The organism is Candidatus Latescibacter sp. IFSED24, from assembly GCF_058273205.1.
In genome coordinates, this window is the sequence record NZ_CM177850.1 from 1,629,757 (window position 1) to 1,655,829 (window position 26,073).

Here is a 26,073-nt window from a genome sequence, read left to right on the forward strand (position 1 = left end):
CGACGGGCACGCCGGCGGCGGGATTGGTGCTAGAATTTCGCCGGCACGACCCAGTCCTGTTTCAGCTTGGCCTGCACGCCGGCCACCGCGGCGCGGGCCGCGTCACGATCGGCGAAGCTGCCGACATAGACACGATACCAGCGGCCGCGATCGGGAATCTCGACTTCCTTGACCACGGCATTGAAGCCCCGGCGCTCGAGCTGGCGGATCTCCACCGCGGCCCCCTCGGCGTCGGGGAAAGAATAGAGCCAGAGCGCCCAGCCATCGCTGCCCACGGGTTTGCGGTAGGCTTCCCAGTTCAGCTCGGGAATAGCCGCTGCCGGCTCGCCAGCGGGAACGGTCGGCGGGTTCTGCATGACCTCGGGCTCGGACCGGGGCTCGGCGGCGGGTCCGGCGGCGATCTCGGCCACCGGAGGCGTCGCCACCGGCGCCTCCCCGGCCACGGCCTCCCCGGTCATGGACTCCTCGGGCACAGGCCTCTGCGCCGGATCCTCGGCGCCGTCGGACAGCGCCGGCTGCGCGGTGGTCGGGCCAGCGTCCACTTCGGCGTCAGCCTCGACAGGCGTCCCGGTCTCGGGCTGGAGCTGCGCCAGCTGCGGCGGCTGTTCCTGCTCGCCGACGCCACCCATCTGGCCGGCCAGGAAGTACCCCAGCAGGCCCAGACAGGCCACCGCCACAACCGCGGTGAAGATGAAGATCCCCGATGAGCGCCGCTTGGCAGGAGTGCTGACCGTGACGGACTCCGTCTCGAAATCCGGCCCCGGCGGGTCGTCCGGCCCGGGTGCCGCGGCCACGGCCTCGACGAGCGGTTCTGGCGCCGGCTCCTGCACCTCGTCCACCGGCACCGCGGGCTCGTCGGTGAGATCGACGGGAGTCGCGACCGGTGTCGCGACCGGTGTCGCGACCGGCTCGGGCCCGGCTGCTGGTGCGAGAGGATCGGCCTCTTCGCGCAATCGGCTCTGGATCGCGCTGAATTCCTCGACGCCGAACCCCACCAGCGCCTCGGGACGCGCCCCCATGCGCTCGAGTTCGGTGATGATCTGCTCGGTGTCGCTGGCCCCGCGCGAGAGCAGGTCCCAGCAGAGCAGCCGGATGTGGGCCGCTTCCAGCCAGGGCAGGGAGCGGAGCTTGGCCGGCAACACTAGCACCAGATCATCGGCCTGTCGGCGCAGGCGCGCCAGCAGGTCGGCCACCTCCTCGGGCGTCACGCCGGTGGGCGCGAACGAGCCCACGCCCAGCACCGAGCCGCGCCGGTTGTCCGACGGCAGCGCGTCGCTGGCGGCGTGCAGCGAGGCCCCGAAACGCACCATGTCGATCCAGCCCTCGACCTCGTTGCGTCCGAGCCAGCGCGTGATGCGCGGCTCCTGCTCGTCGACATCCACGAGCACGACGGCCTGACCGCGATCGGCCAGGACCCGGGCGGCTCCGACCGCAGCAGCAGCCGCCGCAGGACCGGCGCCGGGCGATTCCAGGAAGGCCCAGATCCGCGGCGCGGAGCGGCCGCCCATGGCCGTGTCGACCACACGCTCGATCCCCGACTCGCGGGTGAAGCGCAGCACCTCGTCCCAGAAGCCCTCGCCGCCATGCAGGTCCAGCTCGGCCAGGTTCGTGCCCGTGCTCAGGACTTCCAGGCCACCGGGCCGCATCTCCAGCTTGTCGTTGCTCATGGACGTCACCTCGTCTGTTCCCCGTTCAATCGCTGCCAGGCCGACCGCAGCGCCGCGGCCAACGGTCCGTAATCCGCCGGCTGGACCGTCCGCAGATCGAAACCCAGTCCCTCCTGGGAGATGCGGGCCACCACGGCCGGATCCCCCAGACGTAGCCAGGTGTGAATGTTCTCGAGCTGGTCGCGCGGGCCCTCCCAGAGCAGCAGCCGCGTCGGGATCTCGGCGTCCGAGAAGCTGCCCCCGCCCACGCTGGCCACGGACTCGGCTGTCCGCACCGTCCAGCCGACAGGTGCGGCAAGCTGCAGTTCGGCGGTCAGCGCGGCGGCGGCCTGCTCCATCTCCGCCACCGGTCGGGCCAGGTTCTGCAGGGTGGGCAGCGCGGGCACGTCGGTCGCCTCGAGATAGAGGGTCAGGACCGCGTCCAGCGCCGCCAGCGTGGTCTTGTCGACCCGGAAGGCGCGCCGCATGGGATGCTCGCGCAGCGCCGCGATCTCCGCCCTCGTACCCAGGATCAGGCCGGCCTGGCAACCGCCCAGCAGCTTGTCGCCGCTGCAGGTCACGAGGTCGGCCCCGGTGGCCATGTCCTCGGCCAGGGTGGGTTCGGCGGGCAGGCCCAGCTCATGGAAAGGGAAGAACGCGCCGCTGCCCGCGTCGTAGACCAGCCGGCCGCCATGGCGGTGGGCGAGGGCGGCCAGATCGGTCACCGCCACTTCCTCGGTGAATCCCGAGACGGTGAAATTGCTGCGATGGACCTTCATCACGGTGCAGCCGGGAGTGAGCGCAGCCTCGTAGTCCGCCAGGCTGGTGCGGTTGGTGGTCCCCACCTCCACGAGCTCGCAATGGGTCTCGGCCAGGATCTCGTGCAGGCGGAAACTGCCGCCGATGGCCACCACCTCGCCCCGCGAGAGCACCAGCCGCCCGCCATGGGTGGCGTGGCGCACCGCCAGCCAGACCGCCGCGGCGTTGTTGTTGATCACCAGGGCGTCCTCGCAGCCGGCCAGCAGCGCCACCTTCTCCTCGACCCGGCGCCCACGGTGGCCCCGCTTGTTGGTGGCCAGGACGAACTCGAGATCGCTGTTGCCGGCGGCCACCTCGCCGGCCCACGCCACCGCGCGCTCGGGCCAGCAGGAACGCCCCAGGTTGGTGTGGACCACCACCCCGGTGGCATTGATCACGCGGGTGTGGGTCGGCCCCAGATACCGCTCGACTTCGGCCTTGATCCGCTCGCGCGCGGCCTGCTCGAGCTGCTGGCGATCGCGCGGCAGATCGCCCTCGCCCCGCGACAGGTCGCGACGGAGCTCGTCGACCACGCGCTGCACCACCCGGGTCACCCACGGACGGCGGCGGCCGCCGGCCAGGGCGGCGATCTCGGGATGGTCGAGCAGGGCGCCCACCGGCGGCAGTTCGCGGAGCAGGGGATGGGGCATGGGTCATCCTTGAGAAAGCACGTCGAAAAGGCCGCAACGGAGCGGCCTCCGGTCGGGGCATGGCGCCCCGGCTGGCCGCCAAAGGTATCAGACCTCGGGGCCGATGTCCAGACACCCCACGCTGGCGACTGGACAGCCCGGGCCGGCTCCCGTAACCTGCGGGCAAACCGGAAGGAAGATACGTTGGCAAACCGACACTTAGCCCTGATCGCCATGATCCTCGGCACCCTCGTCGTCCTGGCCGGCGGTTGCGGCCCCAAGCAGGTGGTGCCCCGCGACCCGGCGGACGTCCCGGGCTACCTCCAGGCCCCTCCCGAGCTGGCGGGGATCGACCCGTCCCCCCTGCGTGGTCGGCGCATCCTGGTCGATCCCGGGCACGGTGGGCGTTTCCGCGGCGCCGTGGGCGACCAGGGCCTCACCGAGGCCGAAGTCAACCTGGGCGTGGCGCTCTACCTCCAGGGCCTCCTGCAATGGGCCGGCGCCGAGGTCACGCTCACGCGCACCGCCGACGTGGACTTCCTCACCCCCGCCGACAGCTCGCTCACCGGCGACCTCGCCGCCAGGGTCGCGCTCTGCGACAGTCTGCAGCCCGACGTCTTCGTCTCCATCCACCACAACAGCACCGCCAGCCGCGATCCCGACATCAACGAGACCCAGACCTATTACCCGCTCGGCCGCGAGGGCGCCGATCTCGACCTGGCCCGGGCGATCCACCGCCAGCTCGTGCGCGCCCTGGACATCGAGCCGGCCAAGATCCTGCCCGGCGGCTTCTACGTGCTGCGACACGCCCCGGTGCCGGCGGTGCTGGGCGAGCCGGCCATGATCTCCAACCCGGTGATCGAGGGCCGCCTCTCGCTGGCGCGGAGCCTCGAGCTGGAAGCCAGCGCGTATTTCCTGGGCCTGCGCGAGTTCTTCGCCGCCGGGACCCCGCACTGGGTGAGCGATCTGCCCGACACCATCGCATCGACCGAGATCCCCGCCCTGGCCACCTGGACCTTCGATCCCGGCGCCGCCGGCGCTCCCGGCCTCGATCCCACCACCATCGCCGTGACAGCCGACGGCAAGCCGGTTCCCCATGAACTCGACGCCGCCATGCGCAGCCTGACGCTCCAGGGTCGCGACCTGGCCGGCACCCGTACGCTCGCGATCACGGGCCGCAACCTGGCCGGCCGCGCCACACCCACCGCAGAGCACGCCTTCGTCGGCGGACAGCGCGGACCATGGCACACCCAGGCCATCTTCGACGGCGCCGCGGATTCGCCCCGCCGGGCCCTCTTCGTCTATCGGAACGACGGCCAGGACCTCGACAGATTCTCACCGCTGTTCCTTGGTTCCGCCGACGATCCGACCAGCGGCCTCCCCTTGCCCCGTCCGCCAGGCCCGCTGGGCACCCTCCTGCTCGACCCCGCGCCGGGCGACCTCGCCGATCGGGTCATCATCGAACACCGGCTTGCCGACGTGATCGAATCCGACCGCGACAGCGCTCCCGCCATCAGCGTCTTGCCCCCGGACCATTCCTGGCGCCTGCTGACCGCCGACCCTGCGTTCTGGCCACGGCAACTCGTCCCCGGCGGCCAGTGGCGCCTGCGCAGCACCAACGCCGGCCAGGCCCAGACCTCCCGACACCATGACTGGCCCGCCGTCGCCCACGAGGTCGGTCGTCCCCTCTGGCTCGAGGCCGACGGCACTCGGCCAATCGTCCTCGACGAGACCGGCCGCTCGCCCTGGCAGGACCCCGCCACGGCGGCCCCCGAGACCCTCGCCTGGCAACCGCTGCTGCCCGCGCTCGTCGGCAAGCGCGTGGCGCTCGACCCGCGCGGCGGCGGCATCGACGACCAGGGCCGCGGCCCCTTCGGCACCACCGGCAGCGAGCTCAACCTGCAGGTGGCCGCGCGCCTGGCCGCCCTGCTCCGCGGCGCCGGCTGCGAGGTCGCCGTGGTGCGCGAGGGCGAACTCTGGACCCCCGACCCCGAGAAGGTCCGCCGCGCCGACACCTTCGGCGCCGACCTCTACCTGGCCATCGGCCGCGGCCAGCCCGCCGTCAGGCACCACCCGGGCAGCAGCATCGGCGGCCCCTGGGCCACCGCCTGCGCCGCCGCCCTGGACCCGCTCCTGCCCGACACCGTGCGCGCCGTGACGGCCTACGACTACGTCCTGCGTCATACCGCCTGCCCGGCCATGGTGGTCCTGCTGGAAGAACCGACCTCGGTGACCGTGGAGAACCGGCTGGCCGCGCCCGCCTGGCAGAACGCCGTGGCCCGGGCGCTGCTGCGCGGCACGGCGGCGTTGCTGCAGCCGGACACGGGGACGGTCCCCATCGATGCTCTCCTCGCCGCCCTCGGCGAGCGCGCCCTGCCCGCCGCCCAGCTCGATCACGCCCGCCTCGACGGAAACTTCCTGTGGCTGCCGCCGTCTGGACATGGTGTCGAGGCACCCGTAACCTCATGGGCGGACGGCGATCCCGGGTTGCCCGTACGGGGCGACCGCCACGTCCTGGAACTGCACGCCGGCCCGCTCTGGCAGCTCTGGGCGCTGGACCGTCTGCCCTCGGGGGATTGGCGTGGCCGCATACTCCTGGAGAACCGCTGACCGAGGCCTGGTGATGAACGCGCCGCAGCATCCCGACGATCGGCCGCCCCATGAGGGACGCCTGTTCTCACCCACCAGCGAGGCCGAGCGGGCGCGTGTGAGCAAGCGTCTCCTGTGGGCCTTGCCCGCGGCGCTGGGGCTGCTCCTGCTGCTGGTCCTGCTGGGGCCGAGCGCCGAGGAGATCGACCGCAAGTTCACGCCTTACGGTGCCGACGGCCCGCTGCAGATCATGCCCGAGATCTCCGTGGATGACGGCCGAGACGTGGCCCAGCGCCGGGCGGCTCGCGACGACGCGTCGCCCCCGCCCGCGCCCGAATACGAGGTCGAGCCCGAGGAGGTCACGCCCGACGCCCAGCGGCTCGTGCCCGAGGTGACCGACCAGACAGCCCCCGTGGTGGCCGACGGCGAGAGCCGCGAGGCCTCCGAGGACGCCGAGGCCACCGCCGACAGCGACGGCCAGTCGGCGGTGGACATGTTCATGCCCAGCCAGCACGCCGACAGCGACTTCATCATCCGCAAGCTGGTGCGGCCGCTGTACCCGGCCGGCGCGTCGGTGACCGACCGGCAGAAGCCGCTGATCGTGGTGGAGGCCGCGTTCTTCCTCAACGAGCAGGCCGAGATCGTGGCGGTGATGATCCAGAGCAACGACGGCGGCAACGAGTTCGCCACCGCCGTCACCGCCGCCATGGAGCAGTGGGAATTCGCGCCGCGCCTGCGCGACGGCAAGCCGCCCGCGCCACGCTGGCTCGTGGTCACCTGGCGTTTCCGCAGCCCCTTCAGTCCAGTCCTGGCGGACTAGTCTCCACCACGCCGAAGGTGTCGGCCGGCGCCAGCAGACTGTCCGCGGCCGCCAGGCTGTCGGCCAGGACCTGGCGCTGCCAGGCCTCGGTATAGAGGTGGCCCGGGAACGGCGTGAGCTTGGCCTCCTGCACCAGGCGCACCGAGGCGGCGTAGCTCTCGGGCCCGGCCACCTCCACGTCGCGACCCACCAGACGTTGCCGGAGCTCGCCGGCAAGCAGGCGCGGACTCTGCACCGCCGACTGCTCGAGAGTGTCGAGCACCAGCCGCGTGGCCAGGTAGGTGCTGCGGGCGATGTTGGTCGACTCCTCGTCGTGGCGAGCGCCAGGCCAGTGGGCGCGGAAATCCACCGCCCATTCGGCCGGATAGACCACCTGGCTCGCGGCGCACACCGCCCGTTCGAGGACCGAGCCGGCGCGCTGCATCAGGCGCGAGCTGTTCCACTCGCTGGGACCGAGCACCAGGGCGCCCACCTTGTAGAAATCGAGTTGCGGTCCGAGCAGGACCATCTGGTCCACCGAGGCGGGGCAGAAGACCACCTCGGGCCGGATGGCGCGGACCGCGTGGACCTGGGTCCGGAAGTCGGTGGCGGTGGGGTCGAAGATCTCCTCCAGCTCAACCTGGCCGCCGTAGCGCGCCACCGCCGCGGTGAAGGCCGCCGCGAGGCTCGCGCCCTCCGGGGTGTCGGGGCGGATGATGGCGAAGCGGCGCTTGAGGAGCACCTCGCCGGCCAGGCGCGCCAGGACCTCGGCCTCGAGCGGTCCGGTGAGGTTGGTCTGCAGGACGTGGTCGCCGAGCAGTCCCAGCCGCTCGTTGGTGGCCGTGGGCGAGACCAGCGGGATGCCGTAGCGTTCGGCCACCAGGGCGGCCGTGGCGGTGGTCGAGGACAGGAGCGCTCCGATCACCAGCTGGCACCCGTCCTCGGCGCAGAGCTTGCGCGCGGCCAGGGCGGCGGTCACCGGATCGGCCTCGGTGTCCTCGAGGACCAGTTCCCAGGGCCCGGTCCCGGCCGGGTCGACCGCCTCGACGGCCTGGCGTACCGCGGCCTGGAACGCATTGCCGAACCGGGCGTAGCGGCCGGTGAGCGGGCAGAGGACGCCCAGGCGACCGGGACGGGTCGCGCCGCTGATCACCGGCGCCGTGCCGCCGGTGAGCGCCTGTCGGGCGGCGATGGTCTGCTCCTGGCCAGGTGCGGTCGCCTCGAGCTCGAGAACGATGGCCTCGGCGCCGGCGAGATCGCCCAGGGCTTGCCGTCGGGCCGCCAGATGCCGTCCCACCAGCGGCTGCAATGGCTGGTCCGCCAGCTGCGTGTAGAGATCCAGCAGCGTGGGCTCGTCGAGGGCCAGCAGCGACTCCTCGGCAGCCAGGGCGACGGTCCTGGCCAGGGTCGGGTCCCGGCGACAGTCGGTGAGGGCCGCGTACACGGTCACGGCATCCCATGGTCGATCGTCCGCCGCCAGGCCTGCCGCGGCGGTCAGCATGGCGTCCGGCAGCTCGGCACTCCGGGCGAAGCGCTCGGGAAAATCGAGGGCGAGCCGACGGGCGGCATCCAGGTCGGGCAGACGCACCGCCGATTCGATCATCAGGTGGGCGATGCGGTCGGCCCAGGGATGCGGGGTGCGTCGTGCCAGCTGCTCACTGCCGGCCGCGAGGACCTCGCGATCCCGATGCAGCTGATGATCCTGCTCGATCTGGGCGAAGGCCAGGCGATCCGCCTCGGCCAGCTGGGTGTCCCCGGCACCCGGGGCGGGTGTCGGGCCGGTCTTGGTGCAGGCGGACACGAGCACGACGAGCAGCAGCGCGGCGGTCAGGGCCGCCAGCGCCGGAAGCGGTGGCCGGGTCATTCGGTCTCCTCGTTGGGTCCCTGTTGGCCAGGAGGTCTGCGGTCCTGGACGTCCAGCGGCACGAGACTGTCGCGGACCTTGTCCAGCACCGCTTCTTCCAGGTAAATGGGGGCGTCGGTGCGCAGAGCCAGGGCGATGCAATCGCTGGGCCGGGCATCGACGGCGACGACGTCGTGGTCCCGGCCCAGGAAGAGGCGGGCGAAATAGGTGCTGTCGCGCTGGTCGGTGATCACGACCCGCTCGACCCGGCCGTCCAGGCCGTCGATGACCATGGCCATGAGGTCGTGGGTCAACGGCCGCGAGAAGGTCTCCCCGCGGAGCGCCAGGGCGATGCTGGCGGCCTCGGCCGGCCCGATCCAGATGGGCAGGCACATCTCCTCGCTGGGCACATAGAGCAGCACCACCGGCGCCTCGGTGTTCTGATCCAGACTCATGCCGGCAACGTCGAGCTTGATCACGAGTCGCTACTCCACCGTGAAGGTCGTGGTCGCGAGGACCGTCCCAGCGGCGTCGAGGACCTTCACTTCCCAGGCACCGGTCCAGTCGGGCAGGAGTTTCTTGCTCGAGACCGTGCGCCAGTTGGACGAGCCCACATTCAGCTCGACGCGGGCCATGGTCTTGCCCTCGCGGTACCAGACATGCGAGATGGTGGTCGGTTCGGCCGCGCCCAAGATCCGTGTCCGGCACCAGAGCTGCCCGGTGCCCGCCGCGAAGGTACTGGCCTCGCCGACCAGGTCCCGGGTCGCGGCATCGTACCCGCTGCCGACGCCGATCTCGGCCACGGTCAACGTGGCCGCGGCGGCCGCATCGTCCTGCGCAGCAACGGGCAGGGCCAGGATCAGGGGCAGGAGCAGCGCACCGAAAAACAATCTCTTGGCGGTCATGTCATCCCTCCAGGTTCGGGGGGACCGGGCGAATGCCGGTCTCTCGTGGCACCATAGCAAAGGGCGGGCCGGTGTCAACGACCCGCCCTCATGGAATGCCGCCCAGGCTCATTTATCCCGCTGCAGATCCTCGATCGAGCGGGGATTGACGAAATCAGGCTTGCTCATGTTGGCGAGGATGTACTCCGCGTCGGCGGCGTAATCGCTCTCAGGATACCGATCCAGCAGTTCGCGGAAGAAGAACGCCGACCTCGCCAGGTCGCCCCAGGTGTCCAGGGTCACGTTGCCGGCCATGAAGAGCGCGTCGTCCGCATACTCGCTCTCGGGGTAGTCGTCCACGAGCAGGCCGAGCAGGTCCAGCTTCTGCTGCTCGTCCTTGGCGTAGAACGCCCGCTCGAACAGTTCCTTGGCCGACTTGCCGTGTCCCGGCCGGAATTCGCCGTAGTAGGTGATGTTCGACTGCTGACGATGTTCACGCAGCCATTCTTCCAGCAGCTGCTCCTGGAACTCTGGCATCATGTCGGTGACCACCCGGTCGTAGGCTTCCTCGAGCGTCTGTCGCCGTCCGTACTTGCGCTCGTGGACCTGCACGACGTGCCACTTGCCCTCGAATTCCAGCGGTGGGTTGAGCCCCACCTCCAGGTCCCAGATCGCCTCGGTGAACCCCCGGGGGTTATCGATGCCGGCGATGAATCCACCCTTGTTGAACCAGCCCAGATCGCCCTTGTTGATCAGGGTCTCGTCGTTCTGGGTGTATTCCGCCACGACGTAGGCGAAGGCGCGGTTGTCCTCGGCGATCTTCCGGTAGGCCTCGGCGGCCTTTTCCTGGGTGGCGCATTCGATGTGCGAAGCGTGCATGGAGCCAAGACGCTTGTAGTCGTCACGGTGCTGCTCGAAATAGGCCCGCACCTGTTCGATGTCCGGCTCGCGATCCTTGACCAGGTTTTTCCGGAATGCCAGATCCAGGGCGTTGCGGCGCTGGGAGATCAGCACCCGGGCCACGTTGGGGTCGCGCTGCAGCAACTGCTTCTCGGCGGCCCGCACCCGCAGCACCTCGTCGATCATCTGACGGACGAAGATGCGCCGGCCCTCCTCGCCCCGGAAGCGGTTCTGATCTCTCCGCTGGAGTTCGTCGAACCGCAGATCCAGCATTTGCTCGGTGATGGCGAATCCATCGACCTCGGCGATCACCCGGGACCCGTCGAGGGATCCGTCGCCGAAGATGGCGGTCTCGTCCACGACGGCCGTGTCCTGCTCGCCGCAACCACCCAGACCCAGGCCAGCGGCGATCAGTGTCAGCAGCGTTAGAATTCGCAATAGCTTCATGCGGTGCGTCCTCGTGACGGGCGATGGAAACGCCGGTCGTGCGGCCCGTGCACACGAACGGCGGCCCGCGATCGGGCTAATCAGAGCAGGTCCTGGCGCCCGGATTCCTCCAGGCTCAGGATGACGTCCTTGACGCGCTGGTCGTCCTCGCGGCGAGCGATCAGCAGCGCATCCCCGGTATCGACCACGATCAGATCCTCGACGCCGATCAACGCCACCAGCTTGTCCGGTGCGTGCAGCACGTTGTGCCGGCTATCCAGCGCCACCAATTCCGTGAGACCCCGATTGCCGCCCGGAAGTTCCCTGGCCAGATCGCCCCAGGCGTTCCAGCTCCCCAGATCGGACCAGCGGAAGCGGGCGCGGAGAACCTCGAAGGATGGCAGCTTCTCCATGACCGCGTAGTCGATGGAGTCGGCGGGACACGCGGCGTAGGCTGACGATAAGGCCTGGGCGAAGCCAGGGGAAGCGAAGGCGGCGATGGCGGGCGCCAGCGTGTCGACGATGGCCGGTGCATGCCGGGTCGCGGCGGCGGCGAAGGCGCCGGCATCCCAGACGAAGATGCCGCTGTTCCACAGATGCCGCCCCCCCGCGAGGTATTCCTCGGCGCGCGCGCGATCGGGTTTCTCGACGAAGGCGACGCCTGGCAGCAGATCCGCAGGAGCGTCGCTTTCGGCGGAGCCGGTCTCGAGGTAGCCGTAACCGGTCTCAGGCCGGGTGGGCGGGATGCCGAAGGTCACGACACCCGCCCGGGCCACGGCGCGCGCGAAAGCGGCAGCGAGTTGCTGGCGGAAGAGATCGCCATCGGCGATGGCGTGATCGGCGGGCAAGAGAGCCACGGGAGCGCCGGGGGCCAGCCGCGCAGCCAGCCCCATGCCGAGGACCGCACAGGGTGCCGTGTTGCGGCCCCGGGGCTCGGCCACGATGTGCGCCGCGGGCAACTCAGGCAGCTGGGCGGCGATGGCCGGAGCCAGGTCGCCACTGGTGACGATGAGGATCCGCTCGGGCCCCACCAGATCCACCACGCGTTCGTAGGTCTCGCGCAGCAGGCTGCACGACGAGGCCAGCGGCAGCAACTGCTTGGGCCGGTCAGTCCGGCTGAGCGGCCAGAAGCGAGTGCCCCGACCGCCCGCCATGATCACGCAGAATCCACGGCACGCATCGTCCGACATGGTTCCCCCGTTCGGCTGGAAACGAGGTTGCCAGCTATTCGGTCGGCTTGACCACGACGTGCACCTGCACCTGGACCTCGCTGTGCAGCTTCAGTCCGACCTCGAACTCGCCCAGGGTCTTGATGGGCTCGTCCAGCAGGACCTGGTGGTGGTCCACCTCGAGCGACTTGTGCTCGGCCAGGGCCGCGGCGATGTCGCGAGCGGTCACCGAACCATACAGCTTGTCCTCTTCACCGGCCTTGGCGTGCAGGGTCAGGCTGAGGCCCTTGGCCGTCAGCTCGCCCGCCAGCACCTCGGCGGCTTCCTTCTGCTGGTGGTCGCGCTTGGTCTCCAGGACCAGCTTGTCCGCCACCACCTTCTTGGCGCCGTCGGAAGCTTCCATGGCCAGGCCCTTGGGAAGCAGGTAATTGCGCGCGTAGCCTCGAGCCACGCTCACGACCTCGCCCATGTTGCCGAGGTTTTCCACGCTTTGCAGCAGGATCACGTCCATCATCAACCACCTTGAGTCAGTGCGGCCACCCGGCCGCGCTCAGGTCTCGTCGGATTCGTCCCCGGGCGGCAATCGCCGTTTCCGCAAGTCGAACCACTGATCGACCAGGCCAATCAGGGCACCGCTCCCCACCACCAGGGGAGCGAAGAGCAGGGCCCCCACGACCCAGTACAACATCTGCGCCAGCGGCGGCAGCGCCTGCTTGACCAGCCAGGCCTGGACCGCCAGGCCCTGGGCTGCCAGGAGCATGGCGGCAGCCAGGACCACATTCCAGCCGATCAGTTCGCCCGGATCCCCGCCCAGAAGAGCGAGGGCGAGACCGCCGATCAGCACCCAGACCGTGGCGAACGGGGCCCGCCAGGTCGTGAAGGGCCGCACCGCCGGCAGCGGCGGTGCCGGGTCGAAGAGGCGGGCGAGCAGCCAGCCCAGGGCCAGCACGATGCTCGCCGAACCTAGAAGACCCACGGCCACCGTGCAGGGCCAGAGCCGTTCCTGGAAGGACTGCGCGCCAGCCATGGTCCGGTCGAAGGCCGTCAGCGCAGCCTGCCGATCGGCCGGCGAGAGGTCCGCCGGCATCTCGGCCTCGTACTCGTCACGCAACTGCCCGGAGAATTCGGCGAAGACCTCCGATACCGAGGTCCCCGCCATCTCGATGGCGAACCCCGGCACGAGGCACAGCGCCGTCACTCCGAGCACGGGCAGGACGCGCCAGCGCCGGCCCAGGGACCAGCCGCCGACCACTCCCGCCACCACGAATCCAGCCGTCACCACATCGAGAGGCCAGGCCGCCAGCACCATCGTGACCGCGATCGTCGCGAAGGCGCCGACCGCGACCAGCGCGAGCCGACGGGTCGCCAGCAGGGCCGCCACCCACAGGGCCGGCACCACGAAGGGCGCCGTCAACCCGGCGGTGAGGGCCGTCGCCGATTCACCGCGTGAACCCAGCCAGGCCAGGACCGCGGTCACCACCGCGGCGACGGCCACGAGCCAGGTCCGCCAGGAGGTCATGTCTTGGCCTCCCTCCCGGCTCTACCGGTAGTATTCCCTCACGAAGGGCAGCAAGGCGAGGTGCCGCGCCCGCTTGACCGCCGTGCACAGCATGCGCTGGTACTTGGCGCTCGTGCCGGTATTGCGGCGCGGGGCGATCTTGCCGCGCTCGGTCACGAACCGGCGCAGGAGTTCCTCATCCTTGTAGTCGATGCACACATAGCCCATCTTCGAGAAGTAACAGGGCTTCTGTTTCCCTGGCCTTCTCTTCTTCTTCTTCTTCTTGATGCGCATGTTCTTACGCGCCATGTCCTCACTCCTTCCTGGCAGTCAGACCGCTCCTCGCGGAACGGCCCCACCGGTCATTCCTGATTGTCGGAGGAATCGTCGTCGGCCATCTGCTGGCGTCGCTTCGCCATGGCCGCGCGGTTGCGCTCCTCCCACTCCTCGTCCCGGACCACCAGGTGACGGAGCACCTGATCGTCGAGGCGCAGGAACTTGTCGACCGCGGTGACGGCGGTGCCTTCGCTCTCGAAACGCAGGAGCATGTAATCGCCCTTGATCTGCTTCTCGATCTCGTAGGCCAGCTTCCGCACGCCCCAGTGGTCCTCTTGGGTCATCTTCCCCCCGTTTTCGGCGACGATGGCACCGACGCGTTCGACGCACCGGCTCATCTCCGACTCGGGGAGATCGGCCCGCAGGATGAAGACACACTCGTACTTCTGCACTGGAACACCTCCCTTCGGACAGATCGACCCGGTATGCTGTTCAGCGCCCGATGGCCGGGTGGCCTGCGGCGCTGTCAATCCGGGTAGGGATGGAACTTTGCCAGACGTTCAGGAACGTCTCGCTATTGGGTTGTCGCACGGGCCGCAGCCCGTTCCCGCCTCCCGGCGGATCAAGCAATATATCCCATCAGGGGTCCTGGGGCAAGTCCGTCTGCGGCCGGAAGCGACGGTTGAACCGCGACCCGGCCACCGCGGGCCCCGATTCGAGCAGACACAGCAACGCGTCGGCGGCCACCTCGAGCAGCTCATCCACCATCGCCTGCTCGGTGGCGGCGAAGTCCTGCAGCACGAAGTCGGCCCAGTCCGCCGGATCGAGCGAGGCCTGGCGGGGTCCCACTCCGAGGCGCATCCGTGGCAGCCCCGGCCCACCGGCCACGTCGATCACCGAGGCCAGGCCGTTCTGTCCACCGTCGCTGCCCTGAGCCCGGATGCGCAGCGACCCCAGGGGCAGGTGGATGTCGTCACAGACCACGACCGGGATCACCAGGGGGCCCGACGGCATCGCGACCGCCTCGGCCTCGTCGGCGCCGGACTCGATGGCGGGAGCGGTCCCCACGATCGTACTCGTCCGCCAGGCCCAGGCAGCCAGGGCCTGGCCGCTGCGGTTCATGTAGGTCAGCGGCTTGAGCAGGGTCAGCGGCCCACCGGGGCCGTCACCCACCGCCGCCATGTAGGTCGGATCCTCACGCATGAACGCGATCTTGAGCCGGCGGGCCACCAGATCGAGGCACCGGTAACCGATATTGTGCCGGTTCCCCGCATAGCGCTCGCCGGGATTGCCGAGTCCCATCACCAGCTGCATGGCTCATGTCTCCAGACGCAGCGACGAGGTGAGGCCCGGCCCCACCCCGTCGCCAGCGCATCGGATCTGTGCGCGGAGGACCTATGCGTCCTCGGACTTGTCATCCGAACCTTCGCCCTCGGCATCGGCTTCGCCCTCTTCACCCTCGGCTGCCTCGGCCTCCTCTTCCTCGGCGAAGATGGTGGCGGCCTTGACCACGAGGATCTGCGTCTCCTCGTCGGTGATGACCTCACCGATGGGCACCTGCAGGTCCTTGACGAAGAGCTTGTCGTTCATCTCGAGTTCGCTCACGTCGACGATGATGGACTCGGGCAGCTCGCGCGGCAGGCAGCTCAGCTCGACGGTCAGGGCGGTCTGGATGATCTCGCCCTCGCCGAACTTCACGCACTGGGGCTCGCCCTGCAGTTCCAGCGCCACCTCGACGGTCACCGGCACGCCGCGCGGGATCTCGAAGAGGTCCACGTGGCGGATCTCGTCGGTCACCGGGTGCTGCTGCAACTCGCGCATCAGCGCCAGCGGGTTCTCGCTCTCGCCCTCGAGGTCGAGATCGTAGATGACCGAGCGGCCACCGGTCTTCTGCAGCACACGGGTGAACTGCACGGTATCGAGCTGGACCATGGTGGCCGCGCGCTCGTTGCCGTAGAGGATCGCGGGGATGTGACCGCCAGCGCGGGTGCGACGGTTCTCGTTCTTGCCCGTGGTGCTGCGAGGATAGACGTTGATCTTGACCAGACCCATGGTTTGACTCCTTGTTCGGCGCGACCCGTCGGGCTCGCCGCCCACGGCGGCAAGGAACCTCTGCGGAGACGCCCCCGTGGGCGTCCGCGCCCCCTGGTCGGAAATGGTACCAGGGCGGTCACGCGCATGGCGCGAAAGGACCGCAAAAGAAAGCATCCCGGCGAGGCGCTGTCAAGACGGTGACCCGCGCGGTCAGCGGAAAAGCGCGCTGATCGTCTTCTCGAGATGGATCCGGTCGATGGCGTCGGCCAGCAGCGGCGCCACGTCCAGGACCTTGATCTTGGGACACTCGTCATGTCGCTTGAAGGGGATGGTGTTGGTCACCGCCAGTTCGAGCAGCGGAGAGCTGGAGATCCGTTCGAGCGCCGGGCCGGAGAGGATGGGATGGGTGCAGCAGGCGACCACCGAGCGGGCGCCCTGCTTCTCCACACAGACCTGGGCCGCGCTGCACAGCGTGCCGGCGGTGTCGACCATGTCGTCGAAGATGATCACATCCTTGCCGTCCACATCCCCGATGAAATTCATGACCTCGAGGTCGTTGGGCCGCGGCCGCCGCTTGTCGATGATCGCCATGGGCACCTGCAGTCGCTTGGCGAACGACCGCCCCATCTTGATGCTGCCGACGTCGGGCGCCACCACCACGGTATTCTCGGCGTCGATGTTCTCGAAATGCTTGAGCAGGACCGGCGCCGAGTAGAGATGGTCCAGTGGCACGTCGAAGAACCCCTGGATCTGCGGGGCATGCAGGTCGATGGTCAGCACGCGGTTGGCGCCGGCGGCGGTGACGAGGTTGGCCATGAGCTTGGCCCCGATGGGCACCCGCGGCTGGTCCTTACGGTCCTGCCGCGCGTACCCGAAATAAGGCAGGACCGCGGTCACCCGCCGGCAGGAGGCGCGCTTGACCGCGTCGAGCAGGAGCAGCAGTTCGAGCCAGTTGTCGCCGGGCGGGTTGGTCGGCTGGATGATGAAGACATCGGTGCCGCGGATATTCTCCTCGATCTTGACCTGGATCTCGCCATCGCTGAACCGCTTCACCGCCACTGCGCGGAGTTCGGCGCCGAGTTCCTCGGCGATGCGTTGGCTGATCTCGGGGTTGGCGTTCCCGCTGATGAGCACCAGTTCGTTGTACATGCCAGCAACCTCGTTTGACGGCGCCCGGCGCGGCGGGCGTCACGCGCCGGGCAAGCAAAAGACCCCTCAGGGGGGCCCTGGACATCTGGCTGGGGCGGCAGGATTCGAACCTGCGAATGCAAGGACCAAAACCTTGTGTCTTACCACTTGACGACGCCCCAGCGATCTCGAGGTCGCCGACTCGCGCCGACGACCTAGAACTTCTCCTCCATGGCCGAACCGGGTCCGTCGTAATCATCACCGTCGTGAGGGCTGATCAGTCCTTGCTCGGCGCGCCGAACCTCCTCCTTGTAGGCGGCGATGATCTGGGTCTCCATCCATTCGCGCGTCTCCATGTTGATGGGATGCGCGATGTCCTGGAAGGTTCCGTCCTTCCGCTTACGGCTCGGCATGGCGATGAATGGTCCTGAAACGCCTTCGATGATCTTGAGACCCCTGATGACGAAGCTATCGTCCAGGGTGATGCTGGCGAATCCCTTGAGTTTGTTGTCGTCCCGCAAGGTGATCCTGATCTCGGTAATCTTCACGCCAACTCACTTTCGGCTTCAGCCGCCGTATTCGAGGTGTCACCGGCAACTCATCCTTCCAGCAGCTGGACACCGCAGGGCACGGGATCCACGGAGCGCGCCAAATCAACGGTCGACGAGAATTCCTTCAGCAGAGCCTCGGCCTCATCCGCCCGCTCGACCACGCAGTACACCGCCGATCCACTGCCGGCGAGCATGGCCACAGGAGCCACATCCCGTAATTGTAACAGAAGTCTGGCCAATTCGGGATGTGCGGGCAGCACGACCTCCTCCAGACGATTATAACCGAACCAGGTCCGAGATGGGAACCTGGCCAATAATGGCTTTATTACTTGCAGGTTAGCGGCAGGCGATTGCACTGTCAATCCCATTTTAAGCGCCCTATAAGCGTCTCCTGTAACGATTCCGAACCTTGGTTTGAAGATCACGAAGACCCCCTTGCGCAGGGTCGGAACCGGGGTCAGGTCGGTGCCCCGCCCCCGGGCCAGCTGGGTGCCGCCGGCCGCGAAGAACGGAACGTCCGATCCTAGCTGGGCTCCCAGCAATTCGAGCTCTCGGCGATCGAGGCCGGTGTTGAAGAGCCGGTCGCAGGCCACGAGCGTGGCCATGGCATCGCTGCTGCCGCCACCCAGGCCGGCACCTACGGGAATCTCCTTGTCCAGCTCCAGCTGAAAATTCCCGCTGACGCCCTGCTCCCTGCAGAACAGCTCCACGGCTTGCCAGCAGAGATTCGTCTCATCCTCGGGCACCGCGCCGCGCGGCCGCACCAATAGCTCGATCTCGGGCGTCCCCGCCTCGCGGACCTCCAGCAGCGTGACCTGGAGACGGTCCTGCAGATCCACCGCCTGCAGGATGGTCTCGATCTCGTGGTAGCCGTCGCGCCGCTGCTTGAGGACCTCCAGGTGGAGGTTCACCTTGGCCGGCGCACTCACACGGACGCGCCTGCGTACCTTGCCCGGGGTCGTGTTCAAGCGTTGCCTCCACCGATGCAGCCCTGCCGGCCGTACTCCGCATGGAGCCGACCCCAGGGCATGGTTTCGTAGCGCTGGCGGGCGCGTCGCAGCCGCCAGGGTTGCAGCCCGGCATCATGCCGGGACTGCCAGAAGCGCCACCAGCGGCGCGTCGAAGGTCCGTGCGGCGTCGGGCTGCGGAAACGTCGCGCCTCGTGGAGCGACAGCGGATCGGCCGCCGCCCTGACATCACCCACCAGGGTGATGCGGGAGAGCTCGCCACAGCCCAGCCCGGCCTCGGTGAGCGCGCGCACCAGCGGCAGCGCCTGCGGTGCGAATCCGGTGAGGCTGGCCGCCACCGCATCCACCGCCACGGGATCGGTTCCGGCCAGCAGGACGTTGGCCGCCACCGGTCGCAGGGCGCTCAGGCCGGGGCCGTCCCCGCACACGGCGGCGTCGAGAATACCGCCGAGCAACGGAGGCCGGTCGGCACGCGTCCAGGCCGCCACCAGGAGCCGCGGATCGTCTCCCAGTTCGGCCATCTCCGCTGCCGTCAGCAGCCGCCCCGCCAGGCTCAGGAGCGTTCCCGCCAGACCCAACCGGCGCGAGGTCCACAGGGCGGAGAGGGCCAGCATGGGTGCGTCCGCCACCGCCGTCAGATCGTCGTTCAGGCCGCAGCCGGCCAGCACCCGGCGCCAGGCCACCGCCTCCCCGCGCTCGCGCGGAGTGGCAGCCGACGCGGTTGCCAGCAACCGATGGTCGGACCAGCCGCCGGCCTGCAGCGCCCGCACCACGCCCTCGATCTGCCAGGGCGGACAGGCTGCCCCCGGAATGTTCCGCCCGGTGGCCGGACCCAGCAAGAGCTGGAGTACCGATGACGACGAGGGATCGGGTCCTGCCGCGAGTCCCGAGACACGGAGCAGCCGCGCATAATCGTCGAGCACGGTCTCGGGGCGGGTCGTGACGATGGCGACGGTGCTGTCCATGCTCATCCTCCCTCGGCTCAGCCACCGAGGCCGATGATGGCCACGGTGACCAGGATCCAGCCCACCACCAGGACCTGCAGGCCAGGATCGTTCAACAGGATCTCGTGGGGACGCCCGCCCCGCCCCTCCTTGAACACCAGGTAGAGGTAACGCCAGAGCCCCGCGAACACGAAGCCGGTGGTCCACACCAGGTCCCGGGTGCCGAAATGCTGCACGGTGGAGGGCCACACGGTGTACACCGCGTAAGCCGCCAGCGAGAGGCCGAAAGTGGCGCCGATCATGGCGTTGAGCATGGTCTCGCTGTAGGACAGCAGCACCGGACGCGTCGAGCCGCTGCCATCGGCGAGCTTGACCAGTTCGTTGCGCCGCTTGCAGAACCCCAGGAACAGCGAAAGGAAGAAGGGACAGACCAGCAGCCAGAACGACAGCACCAGATCCGGGTGCAGCGGCAAGAGCACCATCACCCCGGCCAGGGCCCGGATCACGAAGCTGATCCCGATGCCCACCACGTCGAGAATGGGGATCCGCTTGAGAAAACGGGAATAAGCCCAGTTCCAGACGAAGAACGCGAGGACCGATGTCAGGAACAGCCAGCCCAGGAGAATCCCTGCGGCCAGGCAGATCAGCACGAGCATCGCCCATGCCCGCCAGGCCATCGGCACCGGCAGCCGCCCGCTGGCGATGGGACGCAGACGCTTGTAGGGATGGAGCCGGTCCTGCTCCACATCCACCAGGTCGTTGAAGATGTACACCGCCCCCGAGGCGAGGCAGAACACCAGGACCGCGGCCACCGACCGCAGTACGCTGGCCGGGTCGTCGAGCTGCTGGGCGAAGATCACGCCAGCCAGGAGGATCAGGTTCTTGGTCCACTGGCGCGGCCGCAGGTTCTGCACGATGGCGATCAGGACGTCACGGTTCATCAGTACGCATTCTCCCCCCGCAAGACGTGGTGGAAGGTCATGAGCAGGATGCGCAGATCGAGCCACACCGACCAGTTCTCCACGTAGTGGAGGTCGTAGAGGGTGCGGTCCTCGATGCTGGTATTCCCACGCAGGCCATTGACTTGGGCCCAGCCTGTGAGGCCCGACTTCACCCGGTGGCGTTCGAAATATCGCGGCATCTGCTGGCTGAACTCGGTGACGAACACCTGGCGTTCGGGCCGCGGGCCCACCAGCGACATGTCCCCACGGAGCACGTTCCAGAACTGGGGCAGTTCATCGAGGCTCCAGCGCCGCAGGAACCTGCCGACCGGCGTGATGCGCGGGTCACCCTCGGTGGTCCAGACTGGACCGCTGCGGGACTCGGCGTCGGTCCGCATGGTGCGGAACTTGATCATGCCGAACTCGCGGCCGTCGCGACCGACCCGCGCCTGCCGGTAGAAGATCGGTCCGCGGCTGGTCAGCGCCACCAGCACGGCCAGCAGGAGCAGGACGGGCAGCAAGGCGACCAGGGCCAGCGCCGAGAGCGCGAGGTCGAAGGTCCGCTTGACGATGCGATCGGCTCCGCTGAGCGACACCTCGCGCACCGAGATGAACGGGATGCCGGCAATCTCGCGCAGGCGCATCTTGCTGGTGTGCAGCGCGAAGAGGTCGGGCACCCACTGGACCTCGGTGGTGAGGTTGGCCAGCGCGGCGGCGGTGGCGGTGATCTGCGGGAGCTGGTCGAAGCTCAGCGTCAGGACCACGCGATCGATGTCGTGCTTCTGGACCAGGGCACGCACGTCGTCCACATCGCCGAGGCAGGGGATGTCGGGGACTTCCGCCGGTCCATGCGCCTGGCCGTCGGCGTCGAGCGGGACCGAGGGCATCACATCGTACGCCGGTCCCGGGTCGTCCTCGCCGGGGATCCGCAACCAGCCCACCGGCTCGAGGGCCAGCCCGGGCAACTCGCGGACGGCGCCCAGCAGGCGCCGGCGCATGGGATTCGAGCCCACGAGCAGGATGCGGGTCCGGCGCATGCCTCGATGCAGGATGCGTGCGAGGATGCGCCGCGCCACGACGCGTCCGCAGCAGAGCGCCAGCCAGCTCGACCAGAAGAAGAGGCCGAAGAACCAGCGGCTGAACGTCATGGCGCGGAAGAAGAAGGTGAGTGCCAGCACCAGCAGGCTGCCCAGCACCACGCCGCGGAACAGCTCGACGAAGTCGCGTTCGACCCGCCGCCCCCCGCGTGCGCTGTACAATCCCTGGCTGTAGAAGATGCCCAGGAAGACCAGCACGACCACCAGGCTGGCCACCAGGTACGGTCCGATGGGCGGAACTCCCAGCGGCACGAGGATCAGGCCGCTGTGGAACCGGAACCAGTAGGTGGCCAGGAAGGCCGCCACCAGCATGAGTGCGTCGATGACCATGGCGATGGTGGGTTCGACCAGGTCGCTGCGGTCCTTGTTCTCAACCATGGACCACCATCCCCGCCCGGTGCCGGTGCCAGGCCTCGGCCACGGCCGCGGCGATCTGGCGCTTGAACCGATCGCGTCCGAAGCCACGGGCGTGACGATGCATGGCCGAAGCGTCCCAGGGCTCCGCGAGCCGGGGATCGTTCAGCGCGGCGACCAGCGACGCCACGCTCTGCTCGGCGAAGAAGATCCCGGTGAGACCCTCGACCACCGTGTCCAGCGCACCGCCGGCTCCATAGGCCACCACGGGAGTGCCGCTGGCCATGGCCTCCAGCGGCGTGATGCCGAAATCCTCCAGTCCCGGGAACACGAAGCAGCGTGCGTTGGCATAGAGGCCCGGCACCGCCATGTCGGCCACCGCGCCCAGGAAAGTCACCCGCCCCGGACCATCCGTGGTGCTGGCCAGGCGTTCGAGCCGCGCCCGTTCGCTACCCTGACCGGCCACCACCAGGTGTCGGCCTGCTTGCACCGCGGCCGCCACGGCCAGGTCGATGCGCTTGTAGGGCACCAGCGCCGAGAGCACGAGGTCGTAGGATCCAGGCGACAGGCCGGGCAGGGCCGGAGTACCCGCGGCGAATCGCGCCATGTCCACCGGCGGGTAGACCACCGTGATGTCGTCGGCCGAGACGCCGTAGCAGTCCTGGATCCGCTGGCGGACCATGTTGCTGTTGGCCACCCAGCGATGAACGCGACCGGTGGTGGCGCGGTCCCAGGCCTGCAGCCGCGAACGCTGCGAACCGATGGCCGTGCGTACGGGCCAGGACTTGCCGCCGAAGTAGTCGTCGAAGCGGTCCCACATGTAGCGCATGGGGGTGTGGCAGTAGCAGACGCTCAGCGCGTTGACGGCCGGACGAGCGCCCTTGGCCACGCAGTGGCTGCTGCTGAGGACCAGATCGTAGGCATTCAGATCGAAGCTCTCCACCGCCCCGGGCATCAGGGGCAGTGCCCAGCGGTAGACCCTCTCGGCGGCGGGAAGGTTCTGGATCCTGCTGGCGGTGGTGATACGGTGGCGCTCGATGGTGCCGCTCACGCTGCCCGGTGCGTGCAGCAGTGTGAAGATGTCGGCCCGGGGCCAGAGTTCGCAGAAGACCTCGAGGACCTTTTCGCCGCCACGCATGCCGGTGAGCCAGTCATGGACCAGCGCCACCTTGAGCCGTGCCGGCAGGGCCATGGCCGCCGCGTCAGGCATCGCCGGACTCCCGCGCCAGCCGGCGCTCCTCGAGCAGTTCGCATAGCGCGTGGATCAGGATCAGGTGCATCTCCTGGATGCGCGGCGTGCCCTCGCCAGGGGCCACCAGCGCCGAGTCGACCAGGCCCTCGAGCGCGCCCCCGTCCTGTCCCAGCAGGCCGTGGGTGCGCAGTCCGCGGTCGGCGGCCGTGCGCACCGCCGCGAGGCAGTTGGGCGAGTTGCCGCTTGTGGAGATGACCAGCAGCACGTCGTCGCGCTGGCCGAGGGCCTCGACCTGGCGCGCGAAGACCTGCTCGAAGCCAAAATCGTTGCTGATGGCGGTGAGCGCCGAGGTGTCCGTGGTCAGCGCCAGAGCCGCCCAGCCGGGGCGTGTGGCGAGATAGCGTCCAGCCAGCTCGGCGGCGAGGTGCTGGCTGTCGGCGGCCGAGCCGCCGTTGCCGCAGACGAGCAGCTTGCCGCCGGCTCGCCAGGCACGCAGCACATCGGCGGCGAGGCGATCGAGCGCCGCGAGGTGCGCCGGGCCCAGCCCGTCGAGGGCGGCACGATGCCCCGCCAGGGTCCGCTTCAGGATGGCCGCCGCATCGGGGCGATCGTGCTCCGGAACAGTCATGAAGACGACGTCTCCTCGTGTCGGTCGAGCCAGGCGCTGTAGCGAGCCAGGGCGTCCTGCCACGGTGGCAGACCGGCCAGGCCCAGGTAGGCCAGCCGCGTTTCCCGGAGCACCGAACACGCCGGTCGCCGCGCCGGGGTGGGGAAATCCGCCGTGGTGCACGGCTGGACCCGCCCGGGATCGTGGCCAGCGAGCCGGGCGATCTCCCGGGCGAACTCGAACCAGGTGCAGATCCCCCGGTTGCTGCCGTGGAACACGCCAGTCGCATCCTTGCTCGCCAGCGCCACCAGCAGATCCGCCAGGTCCGGCGCATAGGTGGGACAGCCGCGCTGGTCGTCAACGACCGAGAGCGTGGAACGTTCCCGCAACAGGCGCCGGATGGTCCGCACGAAGTTCGTCGGCCCCTGGCCGAAGAGCCAGCTGGTGCGCACAATCTGCCACGGAACCGTCAGTTTCTCAACCACTTCCTCGCCACGGGCCTTCGTCTCGCCATACCAGTTCACCGGCTGGCGCGTCGCATCCTCGGCGTACCCCTCGGGTGCCGTTCCGGCCAAAACGTAATCGGTGCTCACGTAGGTCAGGGGGACCGCGGACCTGGCGCAGGCGGCGGCCAGGTGGGCGGTGGCCGTGGCGTTGCCGGCGAGCGCCAGATCGCGTTCCTGTTCGGCCCGGTCGACCGCGGTGTAGGCCGCGCAATGGATCACACGGTCGGGGCGGTGCGCCGCGAGCAGGTCAGCGGCCACGCCGGCCAGGGCCAGGTCGCCGTCAGCGAGATCGACCCCGCTGACGGTCAGGCCGGCACCGGTACCGGCCTCGCAGCAGGCCTTGCCGAGCTGACCCCCGGCGCCGGTCACGAGGAGATGCATGACGAGTCCTTAGGGCTGGAAGTCCGGCGTCAGGATGGGTCCTCGGCGGTGGAATTGCAAGAGTGAGGCGTCATTTCTCGGTCTGCGCCGCCTCCCGCGCCACCGAGGCCGGGAACCCCCGCGAGGCCAGGAACCGCAGCACTCGCGAGCGGGCACGGTCATCGCGGGCGGCCTCGCGCCGCCACCGCTGGCTGGCAGCTTGCCGGGCGAGGGTGCGCTCCTGCTCGCTGGAGAGCTGGTCGCGCACCACGGCCACCGCCAGCTCGCGCGGCACACCCTGATCGCGCAGCTTGACCTCGAGCCAGGCCCGCCCCACCGCCTTGCCGCGCAGGGTATCACGGCAGTAGGCCTCGGCGAAGGCGCGGTCCGAGTGCAAGCCCTGGGCCTCGGCAGCGGCCAGCACGCTGTCGACGGCGTCGGGCTCGAACCCTTCGTCGCAGAGCTTCCGCCGGAGCCGGGCCATGGTCCACAGGCGGCGGTTGAGCAGCTCGAAGAGCCTTCGGGCCGCCAGCTTGCGCGCGGCGGCTTGCCGCAGGACGTGCAGCAGGGGGGACCCAAGGCTCCCCCCCACGCCAGGCATTTCGGGCGGCACCGCGTCGGGTGCCACGGTCAGGGTCTCGCCTCCCGCCAGCCGGATCACCACCGCGCCGGGCTGCTCGGTGATGCTGGCGATGATCTGCGCGTCCTCGACCACGGCAGCGGCCCGCTAGGCCCCGGCCTTGCGCGTGGCCTTGGCGTCGGCGGCGACGGCAGGGGCTTCTGGCTTCTTCTCGTCCTTGGCCGGCGCCGCGCTGGCAGCCGCGGCCGTGTTCTTCTTGCGACGGATGCCGTAGAAATCGAAGACCTGGCCCGCCAGATCCTCGTAGAGGTCGGGGTTCTCCCTGAGGAACACGCGCACGTTCTCGCGCCCCTGCCCCAGCCGCTCCTCGCCGTAGCTGTACCAGGCCCCGCTCTTCTGGACCACTCCCGCCGCGACGCCCAGGTCGATGAGGTCGCCTTCCTTGCTGATTCCCTCGCCGTAGAGGATGTCGAACTCGGCCTTCTTGAAGGGGGCGGCCACCTTGTTCTTGACGACCTTGACGCGGACCTGGTTGCCGATGACGTCCTCGCCCTGGGTGATGGCGCCGATGCGGCGGATGTCCAGGCGGACCGAGCTGTAGAACTTCAGGGCGTTGCCGCCCGAGGTGGTCTCGGGATTGCCGAACATGACGCCGATCTTCATGCGGATCTGGTTGGTGAACAGCACCAGCGTGTTGGTCTTGGCGATGGCGCCCGTGAGCTTGCGCAGCGCCTGGCTCATGAGCCGGGCCTGCAGGCCCACGTGCTGGTCGCCCATCTCGCCCTCGATCTCCGCCCGCGGCACCAGCGCCGCCACCGAGTCGATGACCACGATGTCCACCGCGCCCGAACGCACGAGCATCTCGGTGATCTCCAGCGCCTGCTCCCCCGTGTCCGGCTGCGACACCAGCAGGTTGTCGATGTCCACGCCCAGCTTGCGCGCGTAGATGGGATCCATGGCGTGCTCGGCGTCGATGAACGCCGCCACGCCGCCGTTCTTCTGCATGTTGGCCACCGTGCTCAGCGCCACGGTGGTCTTGCCGCTGCCCTCCGGCCCGTAGATCTCCACCACGCGCCCGCGGGGCAGGCCCCCCACGCCCAGCGCGATGTCCAGCGCGAGGCTGCCGGTGGAGATGGCGTCGGTCTCGTCGTAGATCTTGTTGTCGCCGAGGAGCATGATGGCGCCCTTGCCGAACTGCTTCTCGATCTGGGCGCGGGTGAGTTCCAGGGCCTTGGTCTTCTCGTCGTTCTTCTGCGCCATGGGCATCTCCTGTTGTCTCGTGACCGGGTGGGCGGGCGGATCGCTCGATCCGAGCCGCAAGATAGCACGACCGTGGTGGACGCAGCAAGCTCTT

The 26,073-nt window shown here is 69.2% G+C and carries 26 protein-coding genes and 1 tRNA gene; 2 read left to right on the forward strand and 25 right to left on the reverse strand.

Annotated elements, in window-relative coordinates; genetic code table 11:
• Positions 1–29: 29 nt before the first annotated feature.
• Positions 30–1,667 carry an SPOR domain-containing protein gene (locus IFSED24_RS06700; RefSeq protein WP_491334447.1) on the reverse strand — a complete coding sequence of 546 codons (1,638 nt, stop codon included), beginning with the start codon at positions 1,665–1,667 and terminating at the stop codon, positions 30–32.
• Positions 1,668–1,672: 5 nt separating this feature from the next.
• The gene (selA, locus tag IFSED24_RS06705) at positions 1,673–3,094 is read right to left on the reverse strand and encodes an L-seryl-tRNA(Sec) selenium transferase (protein WP_491334448.1); all 1,422 of its coding nucleotides are present in this window, start codon (positions 3,092–3,094) and stop codon (positions 1,673–1,675) included.
• Positions 3,095–3,277: 183 nt separating this feature from the next.
• On the opposite strand from selA, the gene IFSED24_RS06710 reads away from it, so the two are divergent.
• Complete coding sequence (locus IFSED24_RS06710; RefSeq protein ID WP_491334449.1) at positions 3,278–5,683, forward strand: N-acetylmuramoyl-L-alanine amidase; 2,406 nt, start codon at positions 3,278–3,280, stop codon at positions 5,681–5,683.
• Between the two features lie 13 nt (positions 5,684–5,696).
• Positions 5,697–6,482, forward strand: coding sequence for an energy transducer TonB (locus IFSED24_RS06715; RefSeq protein ID WP_491334450.1), 786 nt, complete (start codon positions 5,697–5,699; stop codon positions 6,480–6,482).
• Here the strand turns inward: IFSED24_RS06715 and IFSED24_RS06720 are convergent.
• The 23 genes from IFSED24_RS06720 to recA all read right to left on the reverse strand — a co-directional run bounded on the left by IFSED24_RS06720 (position 6,460) and on the right by recA (position 25,979).
• Complete coding sequence (locus IFSED24_RS06720) at positions 6,460–8,325, reverse strand: ABC transporter substrate-binding protein (RefSeq protein ID WP_491334451.1); 1,866 nt, start codon at positions 8,323–8,325, stop codon at positions 6,460–6,462. The genes IFSED24_RS06715 and IFSED24_RS06720 overlap by 23 nt on opposite strands.
• A complete protein-coding gene (locus IFSED24_RS06725; protein WP_491334452.1) occupies positions 8,322–8,783 on the reverse strand; it encodes a bifunctional nuclease family protein in 462 nt (153 codons plus the stop codon). Before IFSED24_RS06725 ends, IFSED24_RS06720 begins: the two co-directional genes overlap by 4 nt.
• Before the next feature lie 6 nt (positions 8,784–8,789).
• Positions 8,790–9,209, reverse strand: coding sequence for a DUF2914 domain-containing protein (locus IFSED24_RS06730; RefSeq protein ID WP_491334453.1), 420 nt, complete (start codon positions 9,207–9,209; stop codon positions 8,790–8,792).
• A 108-nt stretch (positions 9,210–9,317) separates the two neighbouring features.
• Positions 9,318–10,535, reverse strand: coding sequence for a peptidylprolyl isomerase (locus tag IFSED24_RS06735; protein ID WP_491334454.1), 1,218 nt, complete (start codon positions 10,533–10,535; stop codon positions 9,318–9,320).
• Positions 10,536–10,615: 80 nt separating this feature from the next.
• On the reverse strand, positions 10,616–11,704 hold the full coding sequence (locus IFSED24_RS06740) for a mannose-1-phosphate guanylyltransferase (protein WP_491334455.1): 1,089 nt from the start codon (positions 11,702–11,704) through the stop codon (positions 10,616–10,618).
• 34 nt (positions 11,705–11,738) lie between these two features.
• Positions 11,739–12,197 carry a 50S ribosomal protein L9 gene (rplI, locus tag IFSED24_RS06745; protein WP_491334456.1) on the reverse strand — a complete coding sequence of 153 codons (459 nt, stop codon included), beginning with the start codon at positions 12,195–12,197 and terminating at the stop codon, positions 11,739–11,741.
• A 36-nt stretch (positions 12,198–12,233) separates the two neighbouring features.
• Positions 12,234–13,202, reverse strand: a complete 969-nt coding sequence (locus tag IFSED24_RS06750; protein ID WP_491334457.1) for a DUF2232 domain-containing protein — start codon at positions 13,200–13,202, stop codon at positions 12,234–12,236.
• A gap of 21 nt (positions 13,203–13,223) precedes the next feature.
• Entirely contained in the window at positions 13,224–13,475 is a 252-nt protein-coding gene (gene rpsR, locus IFSED24_RS06755; protein WP_491335035.1) for a 30S ribosomal protein S18, read from the reverse strand.
• A gap of 68 nt (positions 13,476–13,543) precedes the next feature.
• Entirely contained in the window at positions 13,544–13,909 is a 366-nt protein-coding gene (rpsF, locus tag IFSED24_RS06760; protein WP_491334458.1) for a 30S ribosomal protein S6, read from the reverse strand.
• A gap of 187 nt (positions 13,910–14,096) precedes the next feature.
• Positions 14,097–14,771, reverse strand: coding sequence for an aminoacyl-tRNA hydrolase (locus IFSED24_RS06765; protein WP_491334459.1), 675 nt, complete (start codon positions 14,769–14,771; stop codon positions 14,097–14,099).
• A gap of 81 nt (positions 14,772–14,852) precedes the next feature.
• On the reverse strand, positions 14,853–15,509 hold the full coding sequence (locus IFSED24_RS06770) for a 50S ribosomal protein L25 (RefSeq protein ID WP_491334460.1): 657 nt from the start codon (positions 15,507–15,509) through the stop codon (positions 14,853–14,855).
• A 192-nt stretch (positions 15,510–15,701) separates the two neighbouring features.
• Positions 15,702–16,640, reverse strand: a complete 939-nt coding sequence (locus IFSED24_RS06775) for a ribose-phosphate diphosphokinase (protein WP_491334461.1) — start codon at positions 16,638–16,640, stop codon at positions 15,702–15,704.
• Positions 16,641–16,726: 86 nt separating this feature from the next.
• Positions 16,727–16,801: transfer RNA gene (locus IFSED24_RS06780), tRNA-Gln, on the reverse strand.
• 33 nt (positions 16,802–16,834) lie between these two features.
• Complete coding sequence (locus IFSED24_RS06785) at positions 16,835–17,167, reverse strand: SpoVG family protein (RefSeq protein WP_491334462.1); 333 nt, start codon at positions 17,165–17,167, stop codon at positions 16,835–16,837.
• Between the two features lie 50 nt (positions 17,168–17,217).
• A complete protein-coding gene (gene ispE / locus IFSED24_RS06790; protein WP_491334463.1) occupies positions 17,218–18,138 on the reverse strand; it encodes a 4-(cytidine 5'-diphospho)-2-C-methyl-D-erythritol kinase in 921 nt (306 codons plus the stop codon).
• Positions 18,135–19,103 carry a hypothetical protein gene (locus IFSED24_RS06795; RefSeq protein WP_491334464.1) on the reverse strand — a complete coding sequence of 323 codons (969 nt, stop codon included), beginning with the start codon at positions 19,101–19,103 and terminating at the stop codon, positions 18,135–18,137. Before IFSED24_RS06795 ends, ispE begins: the two co-directional genes overlap by 4 nt.
• Positions 19,104–19,120: 17 nt before the next feature.
• Complete coding sequence (locus IFSED24_RS06800) at positions 19,121–20,023, reverse strand: decaprenyl-phosphate phosphoribosyltransferase (RefSeq protein ID WP_491334465.1); 903 nt, start codon at positions 20,021–20,023, stop codon at positions 19,121–19,123.
• On the reverse strand, positions 20,023–21,498 hold the full coding sequence (locus IFSED24_RS06805) for an undecaprenyl-phosphate glucose phosphotransferase (protein ID WP_491334466.1): 1,476 nt from the start codon (positions 21,496–21,498) through the stop codon (positions 20,023–20,025). Before IFSED24_RS06805 ends, IFSED24_RS06800 begins: the two co-directional genes overlap by 1 nt.
• Positions 21,491–22,684: a glycosyltransferase gene (locus IFSED24_RS06810; RefSeq protein ID WP_491334467.1), complete on the reverse strand. Its 1,194-nt coding sequence runs from the start codon at positions 22,682–22,684 to the stop codon at positions 21,491–21,493. The genes IFSED24_RS06805 and IFSED24_RS06810 overlap by 8 nt, the downstream gene beginning before the upstream one ends.
• Complete coding sequence (locus IFSED24_RS06815) at positions 22,677–23,294, reverse strand: D-sedoheptulose-7-phosphate isomerase (RefSeq protein WP_491334468.1); 618 nt, start codon at positions 23,292–23,294, stop codon at positions 22,677–22,679. The genes IFSED24_RS06810 and IFSED24_RS06815 overlap by 8 nt, the downstream gene beginning before the upstream one ends.
• On the reverse strand, positions 23,291–24,160 hold the full coding sequence (gene rfbD / locus IFSED24_RS06820) for a dTDP-4-dehydrorhamnose reductase (RefSeq protein WP_491334469.1): 870 nt from the start codon (positions 24,158–24,160) through the stop codon (positions 23,291–23,293). Before rfbD ends, IFSED24_RS06815 begins: the two co-directional genes overlap by 4 nt.
• Positions 24,161–24,230: 70 nt before the next feature.
• Entirely contained in the window at positions 24,231–24,854 is a 624-nt protein-coding gene (locus IFSED24_RS06825; protein ID WP_491334470.1) for a regulatory protein RecX, read from the reverse strand.
• Positions 24,855–24,866: 12 nt separating this feature from the next.
• Positions 24,867–25,979, reverse strand: a complete 1,113-nt coding sequence (gene recA, locus IFSED24_RS06830; RefSeq protein ID WP_491334471.1) for a recombinase RecA — start codon at positions 25,977–25,979, stop codon at positions 24,867–24,869.
• Positions 25,980–26,073: the final 94 nt, after the last annotated feature.

Coding starts and splice junctions, on each gene's coding strand:
- IFSED24_RS06720 (WP_491334451.1), bottom strand. CDS start 8,325: ATGACCCGGCCACCGCTTCCGGCGCTGGCGGCCCTGACCGCCGCGCTG.
- IFSED24_RS06815 (WP_491334468.1), bottom strand. CDS start 23,294: ATGACTGTTCCGGAGCACGATCGCCCCGATGCGGCGGCCATCCTGAAG.
- IFSED24_RS06750 (WP_491334457.1), bottom strand. CDS start 13,202: ATGACCTCCTGGCGGACCTGGCTCGTGGCCGTCGCCGCGGTGGTGACC.
- IFSED24_RS06715 (WP_491334450.1), top strand. CDS start 5,697: ATGAACGCGCCGCAGCATCCCGACGATCGGCCGCCCCATGAGGGACGC.
- IFSED24_RS06810 (WP_491334467.1), bottom strand. CDS start 22,684: ATGCCTGACGCGGCGGCCATGGCCCTGCCGGCACGGCTCAAGGTGGCG.
- rplI (WP_491334456.1), bottom strand. CDS start 12,197: ATGATGGACGTGATCCTGCTGCAAAGCGTGGAAAACCTCGGCAACATG.
- IFSED24_RS06730 (WP_491334453.1), bottom strand. CDS start 9,209: ATGACCGCCAAGAGATTGTTTTTCGGTGCGCTGCTCCTGCCCCTGATC.
- IFSED24_RS06700 (WP_491334447.1), bottom strand. CDS start 1,667: ATGAGCAACGACAAGCTGGAGATGCGGCCCGGTGGCCTGGAAGTCCTG.
- IFSED24_RS06765 (WP_491334459.1), bottom strand. CDS start 14,771: ATGCAGCTGGTGATGGGACTCGGCAATCCCGGCGAGCGCTATGCGGGG.
- IFSED24_RS06770 (WP_491334460.1), bottom strand. CDS start 15,509: ATGGGTCTGGTCAAGATCAACGTCTATCCTCGCAGCACCACGGGCAAG.
- IFSED24_RS06805 (WP_491334466.1), bottom strand. CDS start 21,498: ATGGTTGAGAACAAGGACCGCAGCGACCTGGTCGAACCCACCATCGCC.
- IFSED24_RS06795 (WP_491334464.1), bottom strand. CDS start 19,103: ATGGACAGCACCGTCGCCATCGTCACGACCCGCCCCGAGACCGTGCTC.
- recA (WP_491334471.1), bottom strand. CDS start 25,979: ATGGCGCAGAAGAACGACGAGAAGACCAAGGCCCTGGAACTCACCCGC.
- IFSED24_RS06775 (WP_491334461.1), bottom strand. CDS start 16,640: ATGTACAACGAACTGGTGCTCATCAGCGGGAACGCCAACCCCGAGATC.
- rpsR (WP_491335035.1), bottom strand. CDS start 13,475: ATGCGCATCAAGAAGAAGAAGAAGAAGAGAAGGCCAGGGAAACAGAAG.
- IFSED24_RS06800 (WP_491334465.1), bottom strand. CDS start 20,023: ATGAACCGTGACGTCCTGATCGCCATCGTGCAGAACCTGCGGCCGCGC.
- rfbD (WP_491334469.1), bottom strand. CDS start 24,160: ATGCATCTCCTCGTGACCGGCGCCGGGGGTCAGCTCGGCAAGGCCTGC.
- IFSED24_RS06740 (WP_491334455.1), bottom strand. CDS start 11,704: ATGTCGGACGATGCGTGCCGTGGATTCTGCGTGATCATGGCGGGCGGT.
- IFSED24_RS06735 (WP_491334454.1), bottom strand. CDS start 10,535: ATGAAGCTATTGCGAATTCTAACGCTGCTGACACTGATCGCCGCTGGC.
- selA (WP_491334448.1), bottom strand. CDS start 3,094: ATGCCCCATCCCCTGCTCCGCGAACTGCCGCCGGTGGGCGCCCTGCTC.